Source organism: Streptomyces sp. NPDC020780, from assembly GCF_044334475.1.
GTDB lineage: Bacteria > Actinomycetota > Actinomycetes > Streptomycetales > Streptomycetaceae > Streptomyces.
Window position 1 is genome coordinate 185,288 of the sequence record NZ_JBIRTB010000009.1, and the last position, 16,106, is coordinate 201,393.

Sequence of the window (16,106 nt, forward strand, 5' to 3'; positions counted from 1 at the left end):
TGTGCGAAGCACAACAAAAGCCTCGAAGTGGACATCAGGATGGGGTGGCATGGGTCACTGGTTCCACCAGAACATCGTCGAGCCGGGCAAACTTCCGCTGCTGCTCGCCCTGACCGCCTTCGTACTGACCTTCGCGATCACCCGGGTCATCACCCGGATGATCAGGGCGGGCAAGGGGCCCTTCCGCAACATCACGCCGGGTGGTGTGCACGTCCACCACGTGGTGCCGGGCGTCGTGCTCTCGGTGATCGGCGGCTTCGGTGCGGTGGCGACCGAGCGGCACAGTGTCTCCGCGGGAGTCTTCGCGGTCGTCTTCGGCATGGGAGCGGGCCTGGTCCTCGACGAGTTCGCGCTGATCGTGCACCTCGACGACGTGTACTGGACCGAGGAGGGCCGCAGGAGCGTGGAGGTCGTCGTCCTCACCGCCTCGCTGGTCGTCCTCGTACTCGCCGGGTTCTCGCCGCTGGGTGTCAACGAGCTGAGCGACGCGGACAAGCAGAACCGGTTCGGCGTCGTCCTGACCTACTTCGTCAACTTCGGCTTCGTCCTGGTCTGCCTGTTCAAGGGCAAGGCACGCATGGCCGTGATCGGGACCCTCGTCCCGTTCATCGCGATCTTCGGCGCGCTCCGGCTGGCCCGGCCCGTCTCCCCGTGGGCGAGGCGCTTCTACCGGCACCGCCCCCGGGCCCGCTCCAGGGCGGTACTGCGCGCCTACCACCACGACGTCCGGTGGGCGGGGCCGCGCCGCAGGTTCCAGGACCTGATCGGCGGGGCACCGGACCGGACCACGCTGCCCGGCCCGGATGCCCGGCCCTGAGAACTGAACCGGGCCGGGCGGCCGCCGGGATCAGGCGGTGTTCCCGGCGGGCTCGGTCCCGCCGGCCGCCGCCTCCTCGGAGGACTTCTCATCCGGGGGTCCCTCGCCGGCCGCCTCCTCGGAGGCCCTGTCCTCGTCGGCCGCCCGCTCGGGAAGCTCTGCGGCCAGCGCCGCCGCGGCCTGGACCAGCGGCAGTGCCAGCAGGGCCCCGCTCCCCTCACCGACCGTCACCCCGTGGTCGAGGAGCGGGGTCAGCGCCATCCGGTCCAGGGCCTTGGTCTGGGCCGGCTCGCCGCTCACCTGACCGGCGAGCCACCAGTCCGGAGCCCGGAACGCCGCCCGCTGGGCCACCAGCGCACAGGCCGCCGAGACCACACCGTCGAGCACCACGGGCAGCCGGCGCACCGCGCTCTGCAGCAGGAAGCCGGTCATCGCCGCCAGATCCGCCCCGCCCACCGCGGCCAGCAGCTCCAGCTGGTCACCGAGCACGGGCCGGGCCCGGCGCAGCGCGTCCCGGATCGCCGCGCACTTGCGCATCCACGCCAGGTCGTCGATGCCGGCGCCGCCGCGTCCCGTCACGACCGAGGCGTCCGTGCCGCACAGGGCCGCGATCAGCGTCGAGGCCGCCGTCGTGCCGCCGACGCTCAGGTCGCCCAGCACCACGAGATCGGTGCCGGAGTCGGCCTCCTCGTCGGCGATCCGCATCCCCAGCCGCACGGCCTGCTCGGCCTCCTCGGCCGTCAGGGCGTCCTCGACGTCGATGCGGCCGCTGCCGCGCCGCACCCGGTGCCGGACGACCGCCTCGGGCAGCAGTTCCGGGTCGCAGTCCAGTCCGGCGTCGACGACGCGCACGGGCACGGAGAAACGGCGGGCCAGCACGGCGACGGGGCCGGCGCCGTCCAGAACGGCGCGCACGAGCTCGTACGCGGTGCCGGCGGCCCGGCCTGACACACCCAGTTCCGCCACCCCGTGGTCCCCGGCGAAGAGCACCACACGCGGCCGGTCGACGGGCTTGACCGGCACCGACTGCTGGGCCGCGGACAGCCACTCGCCCAGCTCGTCGAGCCGGCCGAGGGCGCCGGGCGGAACCGCCAGCCGCTCCCGGCGTTCCTCGGCATCACGTCGTACGCCCCCGTCGGGGCGCTCGATCAGGTCGGAGAAGTCGTCCAGATTCACGGGGGTCTGCCTCGCGGGTCGTCACAGGGTGGGCGGGAACCCGGCGCGGGGCTCCTGCGGGGAACAGTACCCGCCGCTCCCGCGCGCCCCCCGGGCCCGCGCACTCAGTCCCGCAGCACCAGCGCCTGCCCCGCCACCACGAGCAGGACGTGCTCGCACTCGGCGGCGAACGCGGCGTTCAGGCGGCCCAGTTCGTCCCGGAAGCGCCGCCCGGAGGGGGTCGCGGGGACCACGCCGGAGCCGGCCTCGTTGGTCACGGCGACGACCGTACGGCGTGTGCCGCGCACCGCGTGCACCAGTTCGGCGACCCGGGCGCGCAGGGCCTCCTCCCCGCCGTCCGCCCACAGGGCGCCGTCCCACGCGTCGGTACGGTCCATCGCGTCCGTCAGCCACAGCGACAGGCAGTCGATCAGCAGCGGAGGGCCGTCCGACTCCAGCAGGCCGGCCAGCTCGCAGGTCTCCTCGGTGCGCCACGCGGCCGGTCTGCGCTCCCGGTGCAGCCCGATGCGCGCCGCCCATTCCGTGTCGCCCTCCCGGCGGCCGCCCGTGGCCACGTACACCACGTCGGGGAAGGTCTCCAGACGGCGCTCGGCCTCCAGGGACTTCCCCGACCTGGCGCCGCCCGTGACGAGCGTGCGCCGGGGTACGGCCGGCACGGCGTGGTAGCCGCCCACCGGGAGCGTCGTGCCGTCCGGTACGGCGCGCGCCCCTCCCGCGGCGAGCCGGCGGTCCAGCTCGTCCCCGCGCGGGGCGTCGTGGCCCAGATGGACGGCGATCACCTCGGTGGCGGGTCCGACCGCTTCCACGGCCCGCAGCCGGGCGACGGCGTCGGGCCGCGCGATCACGTCGCAGAGCACCATGTCGTACGGCTCCGCCACCCGGCGGGCCAGACCCGAGGGGGCGGCGCCGGGCGGCAGGTAGAGCAGCCGCTCGCCCTCCGGCGAGGTGACCTCGTACCCGGTGCCCGGAGCGTCCATCGCCACGGCGCGGACCCGGTGCCCGCTGATCAGCGTCAGTTCCTGGCCGTCGGGGACCCGCCCCGCAGGCGGCAGCGAGGCCGGCAGTTCCACGGCGGGCCCGTCGTGGGGGTGGGTCAGCAGCACCTGCCGCACGGCCGTGAGCGAACGACCGGCCCGGGCTGCGGCGAACACGGCGCCGGGGGTGAGATCGAGCAGCAGCGCGTCGTCGACGAGGAGTGCGGTCGCGGCACGCGCCCGCACACCACGGGCCGACGCGCAGGCGGCGCAGGGGCAGTCGGCCCGGGGCAGCCCGTCGGGGGCTCCGGTGCCCAGCAGAGTCAGTTCCACGGTCCGATCCTCCCGTGTCCGTGCTGCCCCTGCGCGTCCGGGCACCCACTAGGCTTCGGGCAGCAACGCGACCCAGGAGGCGGACATGGCGTGGACGTGGCGGTTCGAGAAGTCCGACGGTACGGAGACGGAGCCGGCGCTGCAGCCGGAGGAGTTCACCACCCAGGGCGACGCGGAGTCCTGGATCGGTGAGTTCTGGAAGGAGCTCCTCGAAGGCGGCGCCGACCAGGTGACGCTCTTCGAGGACTCGGTGAAGATCTACGGCCCGATGAGTCTCCAGGCCGGATAGGGCCCGGGACCCGCCCCCGCTCCGCGCCCCGGGCCCGGCCGGGGGCGGGCCACCGCCGTGAACGGCCCGTCAGATCTCGCCGAGGGTCGCCCCGGCCGTCTTCCGCTCGCCGCCGCGCGTGTACGTCACCGTGACCTTCTGGCCCGGCTTGTGTTCCGCCAGCGCCTCCGAGAGCGAGGTGATCGTCGTGACGGGGGTGTCGTCCAGCCGTGTGATGACGTCGCCCGCCCGCAGGCCCGCCTCCGCGGCGGCCCCGCCCTTGCGGGCGCTGACGATCGCGACACCGGCGGGCCGGTACTCCGCGTCGACGACCGTGCGGCCCGTGATGTCCAGCGCGGCCCGCCCCGAGTCGGTGACCTTGCCGGATCTGATGATCTGGTCGGCGACCGTCCGCACCATCGAGGACGGGATGGCGAACCCGATCCCCGGTGCGGCGCTGCCGCCCAGCTGCGGGTCGGTCGCCGCGAGCGTGGGGATACCGATCACCTCGCTGTCCAGGTCGACGAGCGCGCCGCCGCTGTTGCCCGGATTGATCGCCGCCGAGGTCTGCACCATGTCGGCGAGCGTCGCCCCCGTGCCGCCACCCCCGTCGCTCTCGCTGACGGTACGGCCCACGGCCGAGACGATGCCCTGCGTGACGCTGCTGGCCAGGCCGAGCGGCGAGCCCATCGCCAGGACGATCCGACCGACCTCGACCCCGCCGCTGTCGCCGAACTTCGCGGCCTTCAGCCCCTCAGGCACCTCGTCCAGCTTGACCACCGCCAGGTCCTGCTCGGGGTAGGACGAGACCAGCGACGCCTTGATGACCCGCTCGCCGGTGGCCACGCTGACGTCGAAGGACTTCCCGTTGCCCACGACGTGGGCGTTGGTGACGATGTGGCCCTTGTCGTCGTAGACGACTCCGGAACCGAGGGTGTCCCCGGCGGCGATCTGCACGACCGAGGGGAGCACGTCGCCGATGACGGTCCGGTACTGCTGCTCCAGGTCGTTCGTGGCCCGGGGCGCAGCGGGCGGTCTCAGCGGCGCGCCGGAGGACGAGGGGGCGGGGCCGGCGCAGCCGCCCACGAGGGCGACCGCGCACACACCGGCGGCCAGGGACAGCGAGGCGCGGCGGGCCGGGCCGCCGGAGTGGGATACGCGCATGCCCGGAGTATCGCCAGGGCCGCCGCCCCGGGCCCGCGCTGCTGGGCCGGTCGGGCGTACGGCGGCTCAGCCCCGTACGCCGCACAGGTGCAGCAGCGCGGCCACCCCGCGGTAGGGGTCCGTGCGCCCCGCCCGGTCCTCCACGGCCAGCACGCGGGCCAGCTCCTCCGGCTCCGGCAGCGCCGCCTCGTTCGGCACGTTGTCCGTGAAGACCCGCACGCCGTACCAGGCGTGCAGCGGCGCGGCGATGCCCGCGAGGGTGTCCGTCAGCGCGTCGAGCCGGTCCGCCCGGACGTCCAGGCCGAGCCTGTTCGTGTACGTGTCCGTGTCGAAGGCGGCGAGGGCCGCGCCGAAGTCGCCGGCCGACCCGGGTCGCATCGCCAGCGCGTCACCGTTGCGTACGAGAAGCGAGAGGAGCCCGCCCGGGGCCAGCATCCGGGCCAGCCCGGCCAGCATGGGGTCCGGCTCCGGGACATACATCAGCACCCCGTGACAGAGCACCACGTCGAAGCTGCCGGGCAGGAAGTGCACACCGGTGTCCCGGCCGTCGCCCTCGACGAACCGCACGCGCTCCCGGATGCCCTCGGGCTCGCCCGCGAGCGCCTCCTGAGCGGTCCCCAGCATCTCGCCGTCCGACTCCAGGCCTGTCACCGAGTGCCCGGCCCGCGCCAGACGCAGGGCCTGCGTGCCCTGGCCCATACCGACGTCGAGCACCCGCAGCCGCTTCCCCACCGGGAAGCGGGCGGCTATCTGCTCGTCCAGCTGCCGGGCCACGAGCTCCTGACGGACCGTGTTGCGCAGCCCGCCGAGCCCGGCCAGCCACTGGGAGGAACCGCCCGTGAAGCCGGAGGGCTCCGTGCTCAGGGCCGCTCTCCCCGCTTGACCTGCGGCTTCGGAAGCCGCAGCCGGCGCATCTGGAGCGTACGCATCAGGCCGTAGGCCACCGCGCCGCGCTTCGGAGTGTCGGGGAAGCGCTGGGCCAGCTGCCGCTTGAGCCGGAACGCGAGGCCGATGGAGTCGACCACGATCAGCACGATCACGCCGAGCCAGAGCAGCAGCGAGATGTTCTGGATGTTCTGGACCTGGATCACACTGAGGATCAGGATGATCACCGCGAGCGGCAGGAAGTATTCCGCGATGCAGAAGCGCGAATCCACGAAGTCACGGACGAAGCGCCGCACGGGCCCCTTGTCACGCGCCGGCAGATAACGCTCGTCGCCCGACGCGAGTGCCTCACGCTGGCGGGCCATGTCCGCGCGGCGCGCTTCGCGCTGACGCTTCATGGCCTCCTTGCGGTCGGCCGGCGCACCGCTCGAGGCACGCCTGCGCTGCGTCTGGGCATCGCTGCGCTTGGGGGTGGGGCGACCTTTGGGAGCCTGAGGGTCGCGGGGCTGCTTGGAGAGGTCCGCCGTCACCTTGCCGGTGGGGGCCTTCTCTTCCTTGGAACGGCTACGGAACACAAGGCCCAAGGGTACGGGGTCGACACAGGCGGCAGCGGACCGGGCGGGAACGATCCGGCAACGGCCCGCGTCCTGAAAGGTGCCCCGACAGGGGCAGAACGGACGATGCCGCCTCTTTCCCCGATGTTCGTCTACTCCCTGCGCGGGAGCGGTCACGGCAGGCAGTCGTCCTTGGGTAGGAGCACATCCGTGCCCGAACAGTGCGGTAATAGAGACAGGGCCCGTACTGTGGGTTCTGTTGGAGTGCCGGAGCTCAGTCCGTCAGAAGGGGGCGCGCGAAGCCCATGAGCGGTGTCATGAAGCGTATGGGAATGATCTTCCGCGCGAAGGCAAACAAGGCCCTTGACCGGGCCGAGGACCCGCGCGAAACCCTCGATTACTCGTACCAGAAGCAGCTGGAACTGCTGCAGAAGGTGCGCCGCGGCGTCGCCGACGTGGCGACCTCGCGCAAGCGGCTCGAACTGCAGCTGAACCAGCTGCAGGGGCAGTCGACCAAGCTGGAGGACCAGGGGCGCAAGGCCCTCGCGCTCGGCCGGGAGGATCTCGCCCGCGAGGCGCTGTCCCGGCGCGCCGCCCTCCAGCAGCAGGTCACCGACCTGGAGACGCAGCACCGCACGCTGCAGGGCGAGGAGGAGAAGCTCACCCTCGCGGCGCAGCGGCTGCAGGCCAAGGTCGATGCCTTCCGCACGAAGAAGGAGACCATCAAGGCCACCTACACCGCCGCCCAGGCGCAGACCCGGATCGGGGAGGCCTTCTCCGGCATCTCCGAGGAGATGGGCGACGTCGGCCTGGCGATCCAGCGGGCCGAGGACAAGACCCAGCAGCTCCAGGCGCGGGCCGGCGCCATCGACGAGCTGCTCGCCTCCGGAGCCCTGGACGACCCGTCCGGGACGGCGAAGGACGACATCGCCGCCGAGCTGGACCGGATCTCCGGTGGTACGGATGTAGAACTGGAACTGCAGCGGATGAAGGCCGAGCTGGCGGGTGGCCCCTCCGCGCAGCAGCAGGCCATCGAGGGCGGTGCGCAGGACGACGCGGCACCGCAGTCGCAGCAGGCCCCGCACAAGTTCGACAAGCAGTGAGGGCGGCGTCATGATCGTACGGATCATGGGGGAGGGCCAGGTGGAACTGGCCGACAGTCATGTCGCCGAGCTGAACAAGCTCGACGACGTCCTGCTCGCGGAGATGGAAAGCGGTGACGGACCCGGCTTCCGGGCCACGCTCCACGCGCTCCTGGACAAGGTGCGCGAGCTCGGCTCGCCGCTGCCGGACGACTCCCTGGAGCCCTCAGAGCTGATCCTGCCGGCTCCGGAGGCCACCCTCGAAGAGGTGCGCGCCATGCTCGGCGACGGGGGCCTCATCCCCGGCTGAACAGGGCAGCCCCGCTCCACACTCCCCGCCGTGCCCCGCCCCGGTCCCACCGGTGCGGGGCACGGCGCTGTCCGGGCGGGGTGGGGCGGGGCCGCATGCATGGCCGTATCCGTACGGCACCGGGACGGGGCCGGGTACGACACGCCGTACCGTTCTGGGCGTGACCACCCTCGGAACCGGGCTTGTGCGCGTCCGTCACTGGCTGCGCGGCCACCCCCTCGCCCTCGACGGGGCGCTCGCCGTCGCCGTGCTGACCTGCATGGTCCTCGCGTCGTTCGCCGAACCGAACCCCGGGCACGGGACGCCCATCTTCGGCGAACGCACCCCCGGGGGCTGGAGCGTCCTGCTGATGGTGCTCGCCGCGGCGGCGCTGGTGGCGCGCAGGTGCCGGCCCATGACGGTGCTGGCCGTGACCGGGCTGCTGTCGACCGCCGAGTTCGTCCTGGCGGATCCGCCCGCCCCCGTGGTGATGAGCGCGGTCGTCGCACTCTTCACCGTCGCGGCCGGCACCGACCGCCCCACCACGCTGCGGGCCGGCCTGCTGACCATGGTGGTGCTGACCGGCACCGCCATGGCGGTCGGTTCCTCACCCTGGTACAGCCAGGAGAACGTCGGCGTCCTCGCGTGGACGGGGCTGGCCTGCGCCGCGGGGGACGCCGTGCGCAGCAGGCGCGCGTTCGTCGACGCCATCCGGGAACGGGCCGAACGGGCCGAACGGACCCGTGAGGAGGAGGCACGCCGCCGGGTCGCCGAGGAGCGGCTGCGGATCGCCCGCGACCTCCACGACGTCGTCGCCCACCACATCGCCCTGGTCAACGTCCAGGCCGGGGTGGCCGCCCACGTCATGGACAAACGCCCCGACCAGGCCAAGGAGGCGCTGGCGCACGTACGGGAGGCCGGCCGCTCCGCCCTCGACGAGCTCCGGGCGACCGTCGGGCTGCTGCGCCAGTCCGGCGACCCGGAGGCGCCCACCGAACCGGCCCCCGGGCTCGCCGTCCTGGACGCGCTGGTCGGCACCTTCCGCAACGCCGGACTCCCCGTGGAGGTGGCCCGCACCGACCCGGACCGCCCGCTGCCCGCAGCCGTGGACCTGGCGGCCTACCGGGTCATCCAGGAGGCCCTGACCAACGTACGCAAGCACGCGGGCGCCGGCGTCAAGGCCGAGGTGAGCGTCGTACGGGTCGGGGGCACTGCCGAGGTGACCGTGCTGGACGACGGCACGGGCGCGGCGGCGGAGCATCCCCCGGAGCACGGCGACGGCGGCGGCCACGGCCTCGTCGGCATGCGGGAGCGCGTCACCGCGCTCGGCGGCACCCTCACCGCCGGCCCCCGCTACGGCGGTGGATTCCGCGTCCATGCGATCCTGCCCGTCGTACCCGGCACGGGCGGGCCGGACGGGCCGGGCACGACGGACGCGCTGGGGGGACACCCATGACACCGATCAAGGTGCTGCTCGCCGACGACCAGGCCCTGCTGCGCAGCGCGTTCCGGGTGCTCGTCGACTCGGAGCCCGACATGCACGTCGTCGGCGAGGCCGCGGACGGCGCCGAGGCGGTCGCCCTGGCCCGTGCGACGCGCGCGGACGTCGTCCTGATGGACATCCGGATGCCGGGCACCGACGGACTCACCGCCACCCGGACGATCAGCGCCGACCCGGACCTGGCCGGGGTACGGATCGTCATGCTCACCACCTTCGAGGTGGACGAGTACGTACTCCAGTCGCTGCGCGCGGGCGCCGCCGGCTTCCTGGGGAAGGGCGCCGAACCCGAGGAACTGCTCAACGCGGTACGGGTCGCCGCCGCCGGCGACGCGCTGCTCTCCCCGGCGGCCACCAGGGGCCTCATCGCCAGCTTCCTCGCGCAGGACAGCGCCGCGGAGGGGGCCCCGGACACCGCCGAGTACTCCGAACGGCTCGCCGCTCTCACCGGACGCGAACGCGAGGTGCTCGTGCAGGTGGCGGGCGGGCACTCCAACGACCGGATCGCCGAGCGGCTCGTCGTCAGCCCTCTCACGGTCAAGACGCACGTGAACCGCGCGATGGCGAAGCTGGGCGCCCGGGACCGCGCCCAACTGGTCGTCATCGCCTACGAATCGGGCCTGGTGCGTCCCCGGGCGGAGTGACGGGCGGAGATCCGGAGTCCTCCCGCTGCGGTAGGCGCGGCGTGAGAAAGCATCGACGATCACCGCACCGCAGCCACCCGGAAGGGTTCCCCGGCGCCGCACGGCGGCGCCGGGGAACCCTTCCTCGTCCCGGCCGGGCCCGGCTACGGCAGGGCGAGCATCCGCTCCAGCGCCAGCTTCGCGTACTTCTCCGTCTCGGCGTCGACCTGGATCCGGTTGACCAGGTTCCCCTCGGCCAGCGACTCCAGCGTCCACACCAGGTGCGGCAGGTCGATCCGGTTCATCGTCGAGCAGAAGCACACCGTCCGGTCGAGGAAGACGATCTCCTTGTCCTCCGAGGCGAAACGGTTCGCCAGCCGGCGCACCAGGTTCAGTTCCGTGCCGATCGCCCACTTCGAACCGGCAGGCGCCGCCTCCAGGGCCTTGATGATGTACTCCGTCGAGCCGACGTGGTCCGCGGCCGCCACGACCTCGTGCCTGCACTCCGGGTGCACCAGCACGTTGACGCCCGGGATGCGCGCGCGCACGTCGTTGACGGACTCCACCGAGAAGCGCCCGTGGACCGAGCAGTGCCCGCGCCACAGGATCATCTTCGCGTCCCGCAGCTCCTGGGCGCTCAGACCGCCGTTCGGCTTGTGCGGGTTGTAGAGGACGCAGTCCTCCAGGCTCATGCCCATGTCCCGGACGGCCGTGTTGCGGCCGAGGTGCTGGTCCGGCAGGAACAGCACCTTCTCGCCCTGTTCGAAGGCCCACTCCAGGGCGCGCTTCGCGTTGGACGAGGTGCAGATCGTGCCGCCGTGCCTGCCGGTGAAGGCCTTGATGTCGGCCGAGGAGTTCATGTACGACACCGGCACCACCTGGTCGGCGACGCCCGCCTCCGTCAGCACGTCCCAGCACTCGGCGACCTGCTCGGCGGTGGCCATGTCGGCCATCGAGCACCCCGCCGCCAGGTCCGGCAGGACCACCTTCTGGTCGTCACCGGTGAGGATGTCCGCGGACTCGGCCATGAAGTGCACGCCGCAGAAGACGATGTACTCGGCCTCGGGCCGCGCCGCCGCGTCCCGAGCGAGCTTGAACGAGTCGCCGGTGACGTCCGCGAACTGGATGACCTCGTCACGCTGGTAGTGATGGCCGAGGACGAAGACCTTGTCCCCGAGCTTCTCCTTGGCGGCGCGGGCGCGCTCCACCAGGTCCGGGTCGGAGGGGGACGGCAGGTCGCCGGGGCATTCGACACCGCGCTCGCTGCGCGGGTCGGCCTCGCGGCCCAGCAGAAGCAGGGCGAGGGGCGTCGGCTGGACATCCAGGGGCTGGGCGGTGGTCACGACACGCACCCTTTCTTTTCTGCGAACTTGCCTTTTCGTCTAATTGACGCTATCTATCATAGCCGCTTCACGTCAGATTGACGATGCCGATCGTGTCGATGTGACGCATCCCCGGGTGGGGGCGGTGTGCGAGCATGAAGGGAACAGATACGCGCTTGGCCCGGAATGAATCCGCGGCCCCGATGGTTGGACCGTCGGCAAGCAGTCCGAACAACCCGGGAGAGAAGCAGATGTCCGTATCGGACGAGACCACCACCGTGAGCGACGGCATCCTCCTGTCGGACGCCGCCGCAGCCAAGGTCAAGGCCCTGCTGGAGCAGGAAGGCCGTGACGACCTCGCGCTGCGCGTCGCCGTCCAGCCCGGAGGCTGCTCGGGCCTGCGCTACCAGCTCTTCTTCGACGAGCGTTCCCTCGACGGCGACGTCGTGAAGGACTTCGACGGCGTCAAGGTCGTCACCGACCGGATGAGCGCCCCGTACCTGGGCGGCGCCTCCGTCGACTTCGTGGACACCATCGAGAAGCAGGGCTTCACGATCGACAACCCGAACGCCACGGGCTCCTGCGCCTGCGGTGACTCCTTCAGCTGAGTCCGCACGCGCCGACGGCGGCGCTCCCGGCCGTCCGATGCCGGGAGCGCCGCCGTCGTCGTGCGGAGGGGGCTTGTCGGGTGTCAGGCGCGGGGAACCGCGGCGCCCGACGCCGCGTCGACCACCGCGCGGCCGCCCAGCGGTGCGTCCAGCGTCACCGTCCGGGTCTGCGTCTTGGCGATCATGACGCAGACCTTCCCCGGGTCCGGCTTCGTCTCCGTGACCGTGACCCGTACCGTCGTGCCGCTCTCCGTGGCGTGCGCCGTGTACGCGCTGCACACGCCGCCCCAGAACGTCACCTCCAGCGTCCGCCCGTCGGCGCTGTAGCCGATGACGGCCGGGCCCCCGGCCCGCGGGTCCTTCGAGGGGTCCGGGGCGGGCGGGGTGCTCCTCCGTGCCAGGTGGTCCGGGGCGACCGCGACCCGTACGACGGTCTCCTCGGGGCCGCCGCCCTCCGGCCGTACGGTGAAGAGCCAGGACGGCACGAGCACCTGCTCGCCGTCCGAGCGCTGCGCGGAGAGGCCCAGTACGGCCTTCTCGACCGTCATGACGGCCGCCGGCGGGGTCCCGTCCGGCGAGGCGCACCCCGTCTTCGGCCCGGCCGGGTCACCCTCCAGCGGGACGGGCGTCGCGCAGCCGCCGGTCCCGGCCTTCACGCCGTGCCGGCTCTCCGCGTTCAGCCGGCCCAGGGCCTCCTCCGCGCTGATCACCGGGTAGTGGTGGCCCTTCTCCAGGCCCTTCAGATGCCCGCTGCCGCCGACGATCTCGCCGCCGGAGCCCACCTGCACGCCGGTCGGCCAGCCGTACGTCGGCAGCCCGCCGACCACGGGATCGGCGTTGACCACCCGTACGGAATCCATCACCTGGCGCGCGTCCAGCGCCGCGTCGCCCTGCCCCACGGCTTCCAGTACCGGCGCTGCGGCCGCCTCGGCGGCCCGCTCGCCGACCGGAGGGCCGGAGCCCGGCGAGCGGTCCCGCTTCCCGCAGACGGAGCCCGAGGCGCAGTCGTCCGTGCCGCCCGAGGCGTACCGGGCGAAGGTCCAGGTGCCCGGAGCCTGCTTCGCCACCCGCAGCAGCGGCCCGGAGCCGTCCCCGTCGCCGCCCACCTTCCACGCCGTACCGTCGGTGCGCGGGGTGCCCTCGACCTTCAGGGCCTTCGCGAGGCGGGCGACCTCCGCCGCGGTCACCGGGCCTCCGGGCCGGTGGACGGGCGCCGTCGCGGGACCGTCCGGCAGATCACCCGCGGCGCGGTAGACGACCCCGCTGCCGTGCGGGTCCGGCTCGCCGGGGGCGATGCCCTGAGGCGGCGGCGCCGGAGGACTGTCCGCCGGGAGGTCGAGGGCGAGCAGGGGGGCCCCGGAGTCCGCCGGGGCGGAACGGTCCGTGTCCGCGCTCTCGCCCGAAGCGGTCGAGGCCCAGTACGCGCCACCGCCTCCGGCCAGCAGTACGGCCGCCGCCACCGACGCCACGGCGTACCGCGGACGCCGCCGGGGAATGGTCGTCTCGTTCTCGGGTCGCTCGGTGCTCACCGGATCGCTCCTTCACCTGCACAGCCGCCACCGGCTCATCGCCTGGCCCCCGGGTGGGGACGACGGTGGGACGGAGCGGGGGAGCGCCCGGTTCCACCGGGTGCGCGGGGGAGCCGCCCGGGGCGGGTCCGGGCTCAGTCCCCGTACCCGGGCATGGCGTCGACCAGCCGGGCGGAGGACGACGGCACCGTGACCCCGTGGATCAGCGACGGTGCGACGGGCTCCGTGGCACGCTTCGCCGGAGCGACCCAGTGCGGGGCCATCCGCGCGCAGTCACCGCGCAGCTCGGCCAGACTCATCTCGGACTCACGCGGAGCGATGTCGTTGCACATAACGGCACCGTACGCATGGGAGGACTCGGGCAGTAAGACCTACTATCGGGTAATTTTCCCCTTCAGGCCTACTGGCGTGACCGGGTAGCGTGAACTGTCACGCCGTCCCGGAGGTCACGCACAGGTGTGCCTCCGCCTTCCGCAGGAGCAGCTTCCCGTGCGTATTGCAGTCACCGGCTCCATCGCAACCGACCACCTCATGACCTTCCCCGGCCGATTCGCCGACCAGTTGGTCGCGGATCAGCTGCACACGGTCTCGCTCTCCTTCCTGGTCGACAACCTGGACGTGCGGCGCGGCGGCGTCGGTGCCAACATCGCCTTCGGGATGGGCGTCCTCGGCACCCGGCCGGTCCTGGTCGGCGCGGCCGGGGCCGACTTCGACGAGTACCGCTCCTGGCTCGACCGGCACGGTGTCGACACCGGCTCCGTGCGGATCTCCGAGGTCCTGCACACGGCGCGCTTCGTCTGCACGACGGACTCGGACCACAACCAGATCGGGTCCTTCTACACGGGCGCGATGAGCGAGGCCCGGCTGATCGAGCTCAAGCACGTCGCCGACCGCGTGGGCGGGCTCGACCTCGTCTCGATCGGCGCCGACGACCCGGAGGCGATGCTCCGCCACACCGAGGAGTGCCGCTCACGCGGCATCCCGTTCGCCGCGGACTTCTCCCAGCAGATCGCCCGGATGAACGGCGAGGAGATCCGCATCCTCCTCGACGGCGCCACCTACCTCTTCTCCAACGAGTACGAGAAGGGGCTCATCGAGTCCAAGACCGGCTGGAGCGACGAGGAGATCCTCTCGAAGGTCGGTCACCGGGTGACCACCCTCGGCGCCCGCGGCGTGCGCATCGAGCGCGCCGGAGAGGACCCGATCGAGGTCGGCTGCGCCGAGGAGGAGCAGAAGGCCGACCCCACCGGCGTCGGCGACGCCTTCCGGGCCGGGTTCCTCTCCGGCCTCGCCTGGGGTGTGGGGCTGGAGCGGGCCGCGCAGGTCGGCTGCATGCTCGCGACCCTGGTGATCGAGACGGTCGGCACGCAGGAGTACACCCTGCGCCGCACCCACTTCATGGAGCGCTTCACCAAGGCGTACGGCGACGAGGCGGCGACCGAGGTGCGGGCGCACCTCTCCTGACGGAGGTTCACAGGAGCCGGCGGACCACGTAGGCCGAACCTCGTTCCGCCGGCTCCTCACCCACGTACTCCTGTGCCCGCATGTCGCACCAGGCGGGAATGTCGAGACGGGCGGCCTCGTCGTCGGCGAGCACCGTCACTGTCCCGCCCACGGGTACCTCTCCGATCACTTTTGCGAGTTCGATCACGGGGACCGGACAGCGCCTGCCCAGCGCGTCGACGACCAGGGACGCCTGCGGCGCCGCGGAGAGGGGCGCCGCCGCGGGGGCGCCGAGCCTGTCCCGCACCTCCGCCACCACAGCCGGCAGCACCTCCAGGAAGCGGTCGACGTCGGCCCCGGTGGTCCCGGGGGGCAGCGACACCCTGATGTTCCCCTCGGTGAGCACGCCCATCGCCTTGAGGACATGGCTGGGCGTCAGGGTGCTGCTCGTACAGGAGGAACCGGACGAGACGGAGAAGCCGGCCCGGTCCAGTTCGTGGAGCAGGGTCTCCCCGTCGACGTAGAGACACGAGAAGGTGACCAGGTGCGGCAGCCGCCGCACGGGGTCGCCGACCACCTCCACGTCGGGCACCAGGGTGCCCACCGCCGCCCGGACGCGGTCCACCAGGGCGCGCAGCCGTACCGACTCCGCCGCGGCCTCGGCCCGCACCGCGCGCAGCGAGGCCGCGGCCGCCACGATCGCCGGGATGTTCTCGAACCCGGCGGCCCGCCCCGACTCCCGCTCGTCCGCCGGCCCCGGCGCCGCGAACCGGACGCCCTTGCGCACGGCCAGCAGCCCGACGCCCGCGGGGCCGCCCCACTTGTGGGCGCTCGCGGTCAGCAGCGACCAGCGGCCCGGGGCCGCCCCCCAGCCCAGCGACTGGGCGGCGTCCACCAGGAGCGGTACGCCGGCGGCGGCGCAGATCTCGGCGGCCTCCGCCACCGGCTGCTCGGTGCCCACCTCGTGGTTGGCGGACTGCAGACAGGCCAGAGCGGTGTCCGCGCGCAGCGACCGGCCGTACGCCGAGGCGTCCACGGCCCCGTACCGGTCCACCGGCACCTCGGTGAACGAGCCGCCCGCCGCCTCCAGGGCCTCGGCCGCGTGGAGCACCGACGAGTGTTCGACCGCGGAGACCACCAGATGGCGGCCGACACGCCGACGGCCGGAAAGAACCCCCTCGACCGCGGAGTGCACCGCGCGGGTCCCCGAAGAGGTGAAGACCAGCTCGTCGGGCCGGCAGCCGACGGCCTCCGCGGCGGTCTCACGGGCGGCGTCCAGCAGCATGGCCGCCCGCCGCCCCTCGCGGTACAGCCTGGCCGGATCGGCCCAGCCCTCGTCCAGGGAGGCAAGCAGCGCCTGGCGGGCGACGGGATGCAGGGGAGCGGAGGAGGCGGCGTCGAAGTAGGGCACACCGCCACGCTAGCCCTCCGGGGGCGCCGGCCAGGAGCGGGGCGCCGGGGGAGGGGGAAGAGGGGGCGTCAGACAGGGGCCGGAGGCCCGGATTCCACCCCTTCGGGGTGCCGGGCGGCGCGTTGGGCAC

General features: G+C 73.1%; 17 protein-coding genes. 8 read left to right on the forward strand and 9 right to left on the reverse strand.

All coding sequences use genetic code 11. From position 1 onward, the window contains the following. The first annotated feature begins 49 nt into the window (after positions 1-49). Complete coding sequence (locus ACH4VO_RS19335) at positions 50-817, forward strand: hypothetical protein (protein WP_360992842.1); 768 nt, start codon at positions 50-52, stop codon at positions 815-817. Between the two features lie 30 nt (positions 818-847). Here the strand turns inward: ACH4VO_RS19335 and cobT are convergent, their stop codons facing one another. Together cobT and ACH4VO_RS19345 are read right to left on the reverse strand one after the other, a co-directional pair. Beyond that, entirely contained in the window at positions 848-1,993 is a 1,146-nt protein-coding gene (gene cobT, locus ACH4VO_RS19340) for a nicotinate-nucleotide--dimethylbenzimidazole phosphoribosyltransferase (RefSeq protein ID WP_360992839.1), read from the reverse strand. Positions 1,994-2,097: 104 nt separating this feature from the next. After that, positions 2,098-3,300: a bifunctional adenosylcobinamide kinase/adenosylcobinamide-phosphate guanylyltransferase gene (locus tag ACH4VO_RS19345; protein WP_360992836.1), complete on the reverse strand. Its 1,203-nt coding sequence runs from the start codon at positions 3,298-3,300 to the stop codon at positions 2,098-2,100. Positions 3,301-3,385: 85 nt separating this feature from the next. Here ACH4VO_RS19345 and ACH4VO_RS19350 point away from each other — a divergent pair, with 85 nt between their 5' ends. After that, positions 3,386-3,589, forward strand: a complete 204-nt coding sequence (locus ACH4VO_RS19350) for a hypothetical protein (protein WP_360992833.1) — start codon at positions 3,386-3,388, stop codon at positions 3,587-3,589. Positions 3,590-3,658: 69 nt separating this feature from the next. On the opposite strand, the gene ACH4VO_RS19355 is transcribed toward ACH4VO_RS19350, so the two are convergent. The 3 genes from ACH4VO_RS19355 to ACH4VO_RS19365 all read right to left on the reverse strand — a co-directional run bounded on the left by ACH4VO_RS19355 (position 3,659) and on the right by ACH4VO_RS19365 (position 6,192). Further along, on the reverse strand, positions 3,659-4,732 hold the full coding sequence (locus ACH4VO_RS19355) for a trypsin-like peptidase domain-containing protein (protein WP_360992830.1): 1,074 nt from the start codon (positions 4,730-4,732) through the stop codon (positions 3,659-3,661). Positions 4,733-4,798: 66 nt separating this feature from the next. Further along, positions 4,799-5,533: a class I SAM-dependent methyltransferase gene (locus ACH4VO_RS19360; RefSeq protein ID WP_398441091.1), complete on the reverse strand. Its 735-nt coding sequence runs from the start codon at positions 5,531-5,533 to the stop codon at positions 4,799-4,801. Positions 5,534-5,592: 59 nt separating this feature from the next. Beyond that, on the reverse strand, positions 5,593-6,192 hold the full coding sequence (locus ACH4VO_RS19365) for a DUF3043 domain-containing protein (protein ID WP_069172494.1): 600 nt from the start codon (positions 6,190-6,192) through the stop codon (positions 5,593-5,595). A gap of 296 nt (positions 6,193-6,488) precedes the next feature. Here ACH4VO_RS19365 and ACH4VO_RS19370 point away from each other — a divergent pair, with 296 nt between their 5' ends. The 4 genes from ACH4VO_RS19370 (at position 6,489) to ACH4VO_RS19385 (ending at position 9,684) form a co-directional block, all read left to right on the forward strand. Further along, positions 6,489-7,274: a PspA/IM30 family protein gene (locus ACH4VO_RS19370; protein WP_360992824.1), complete on the forward strand. Its 786-nt coding sequence runs from the start codon at positions 6,489-6,491 to the stop codon at positions 7,272-7,274. A 10-nt stretch (positions 7,275-7,284) separates the two neighbouring features. Continuing rightward, positions 7,285-7,563, forward strand: coding sequence for a hypothetical protein (locus ACH4VO_RS19375; protein ID WP_360992821.1), 279 nt, complete (start codon positions 7,285-7,287; stop codon positions 7,561-7,563). A gap of 160 nt (positions 7,564-7,723) precedes the next feature. Then, on the forward strand, positions 7,724-8,998 hold the full coding sequence (locus ACH4VO_RS19380) for a histidine kinase (RefSeq protein WP_360992818.1): 1,275 nt from the start codon (positions 7,724-7,726) through the stop codon (positions 8,996-8,998). Further along, the gene (locus tag ACH4VO_RS19385) at positions 8,995-9,684 is read left to right on the forward strand and encodes a response regulator transcription factor (RefSeq protein WP_360992815.1); all 690 of its coding nucleotides are present in this window, start codon (positions 8,995-8,997) and stop codon (positions 9,682-9,684) included. Before ACH4VO_RS19380 ends, ACH4VO_RS19385 begins: the two co-directional genes overlap by 4 nt. 143 nt (positions 9,685-9,827) lie before the next feature. Here ACH4VO_RS19385 and nadA read toward each other — a convergent pair whose 3' ends face one another. After that, positions 9,828-11,015, reverse strand: coding sequence for a quinolinate synthase NadA (nadA, locus tag ACH4VO_RS19390; protein ID WP_360992812.1), 1,188 nt, complete (start codon positions 11,013-11,015; stop codon positions 9,828-9,830). A 221-nt stretch (positions 11,016-11,236) separates the two neighbouring features. Here nadA and ACH4VO_RS19395 point away from each other — a divergent pair, with 221 nt between their 5' ends. Beyond that, complete coding sequence (locus tag ACH4VO_RS19395; RefSeq protein ID WP_018103583.1) at positions 11,237-11,593, forward strand: iron-sulfur cluster assembly accessory protein; 357 nt, start codon at positions 11,237-11,239, stop codon at positions 11,591-11,593. Positions 11,594-11,676: 83 nt separating this feature from the next. Here the strand turns inward: ACH4VO_RS19395 and ACH4VO_RS19400 are convergent, their stop codons facing one another. Then, positions 11,677-13,122 (reverse strand): hypothetical protein, encoded by a 1,446-nt coding sequence (locus tag ACH4VO_RS19400; RefSeq protein ID WP_360992809.1) that lies wholly within the window; start codon positions 13,120-13,122, stop codon positions 11,677-11,679. Between the two features lie 134 nt (positions 13,123-13,256). Beyond that, on the reverse strand, positions 13,257-13,454 hold the full coding sequence (locus ACH4VO_RS19405) for a hypothetical protein (RefSeq protein WP_360992807.1): 198 nt from the start codon (positions 13,452-13,454) through the stop codon (positions 13,257-13,259). Positions 13,455-13,611: 157 nt separating this feature from the next. On the opposite strand from ACH4VO_RS19405, the gene ACH4VO_RS19410 reads away from it, so the two are divergent. Then, positions 13,612-14,586 carry a carbohydrate kinase family protein gene (locus ACH4VO_RS19410; RefSeq protein ID WP_360992804.1) on the forward strand — a complete coding sequence of 325 codons (975 nt, stop codon included), beginning with the start codon at positions 13,612-13,614 and terminating at the stop codon, positions 14,584-14,586. 7 nt (positions 14,587-14,593) lie between these two features. Here the strand turns inward: ACH4VO_RS19410 and ACH4VO_RS19415 are convergent, their stop codons facing one another. Further along, positions 14,594-15,976 carry an aminotransferase class V-fold PLP-dependent enzyme gene (locus ACH4VO_RS19415; protein ID WP_360992801.1) on the reverse strand — a complete coding sequence of 461 codons (1,383 nt, stop codon included), beginning with the start codon at positions 15,974-15,976 and terminating at the stop codon, positions 14,594-14,596. Positions 15,977-16,106: the final 130 nt, after the last annotated feature.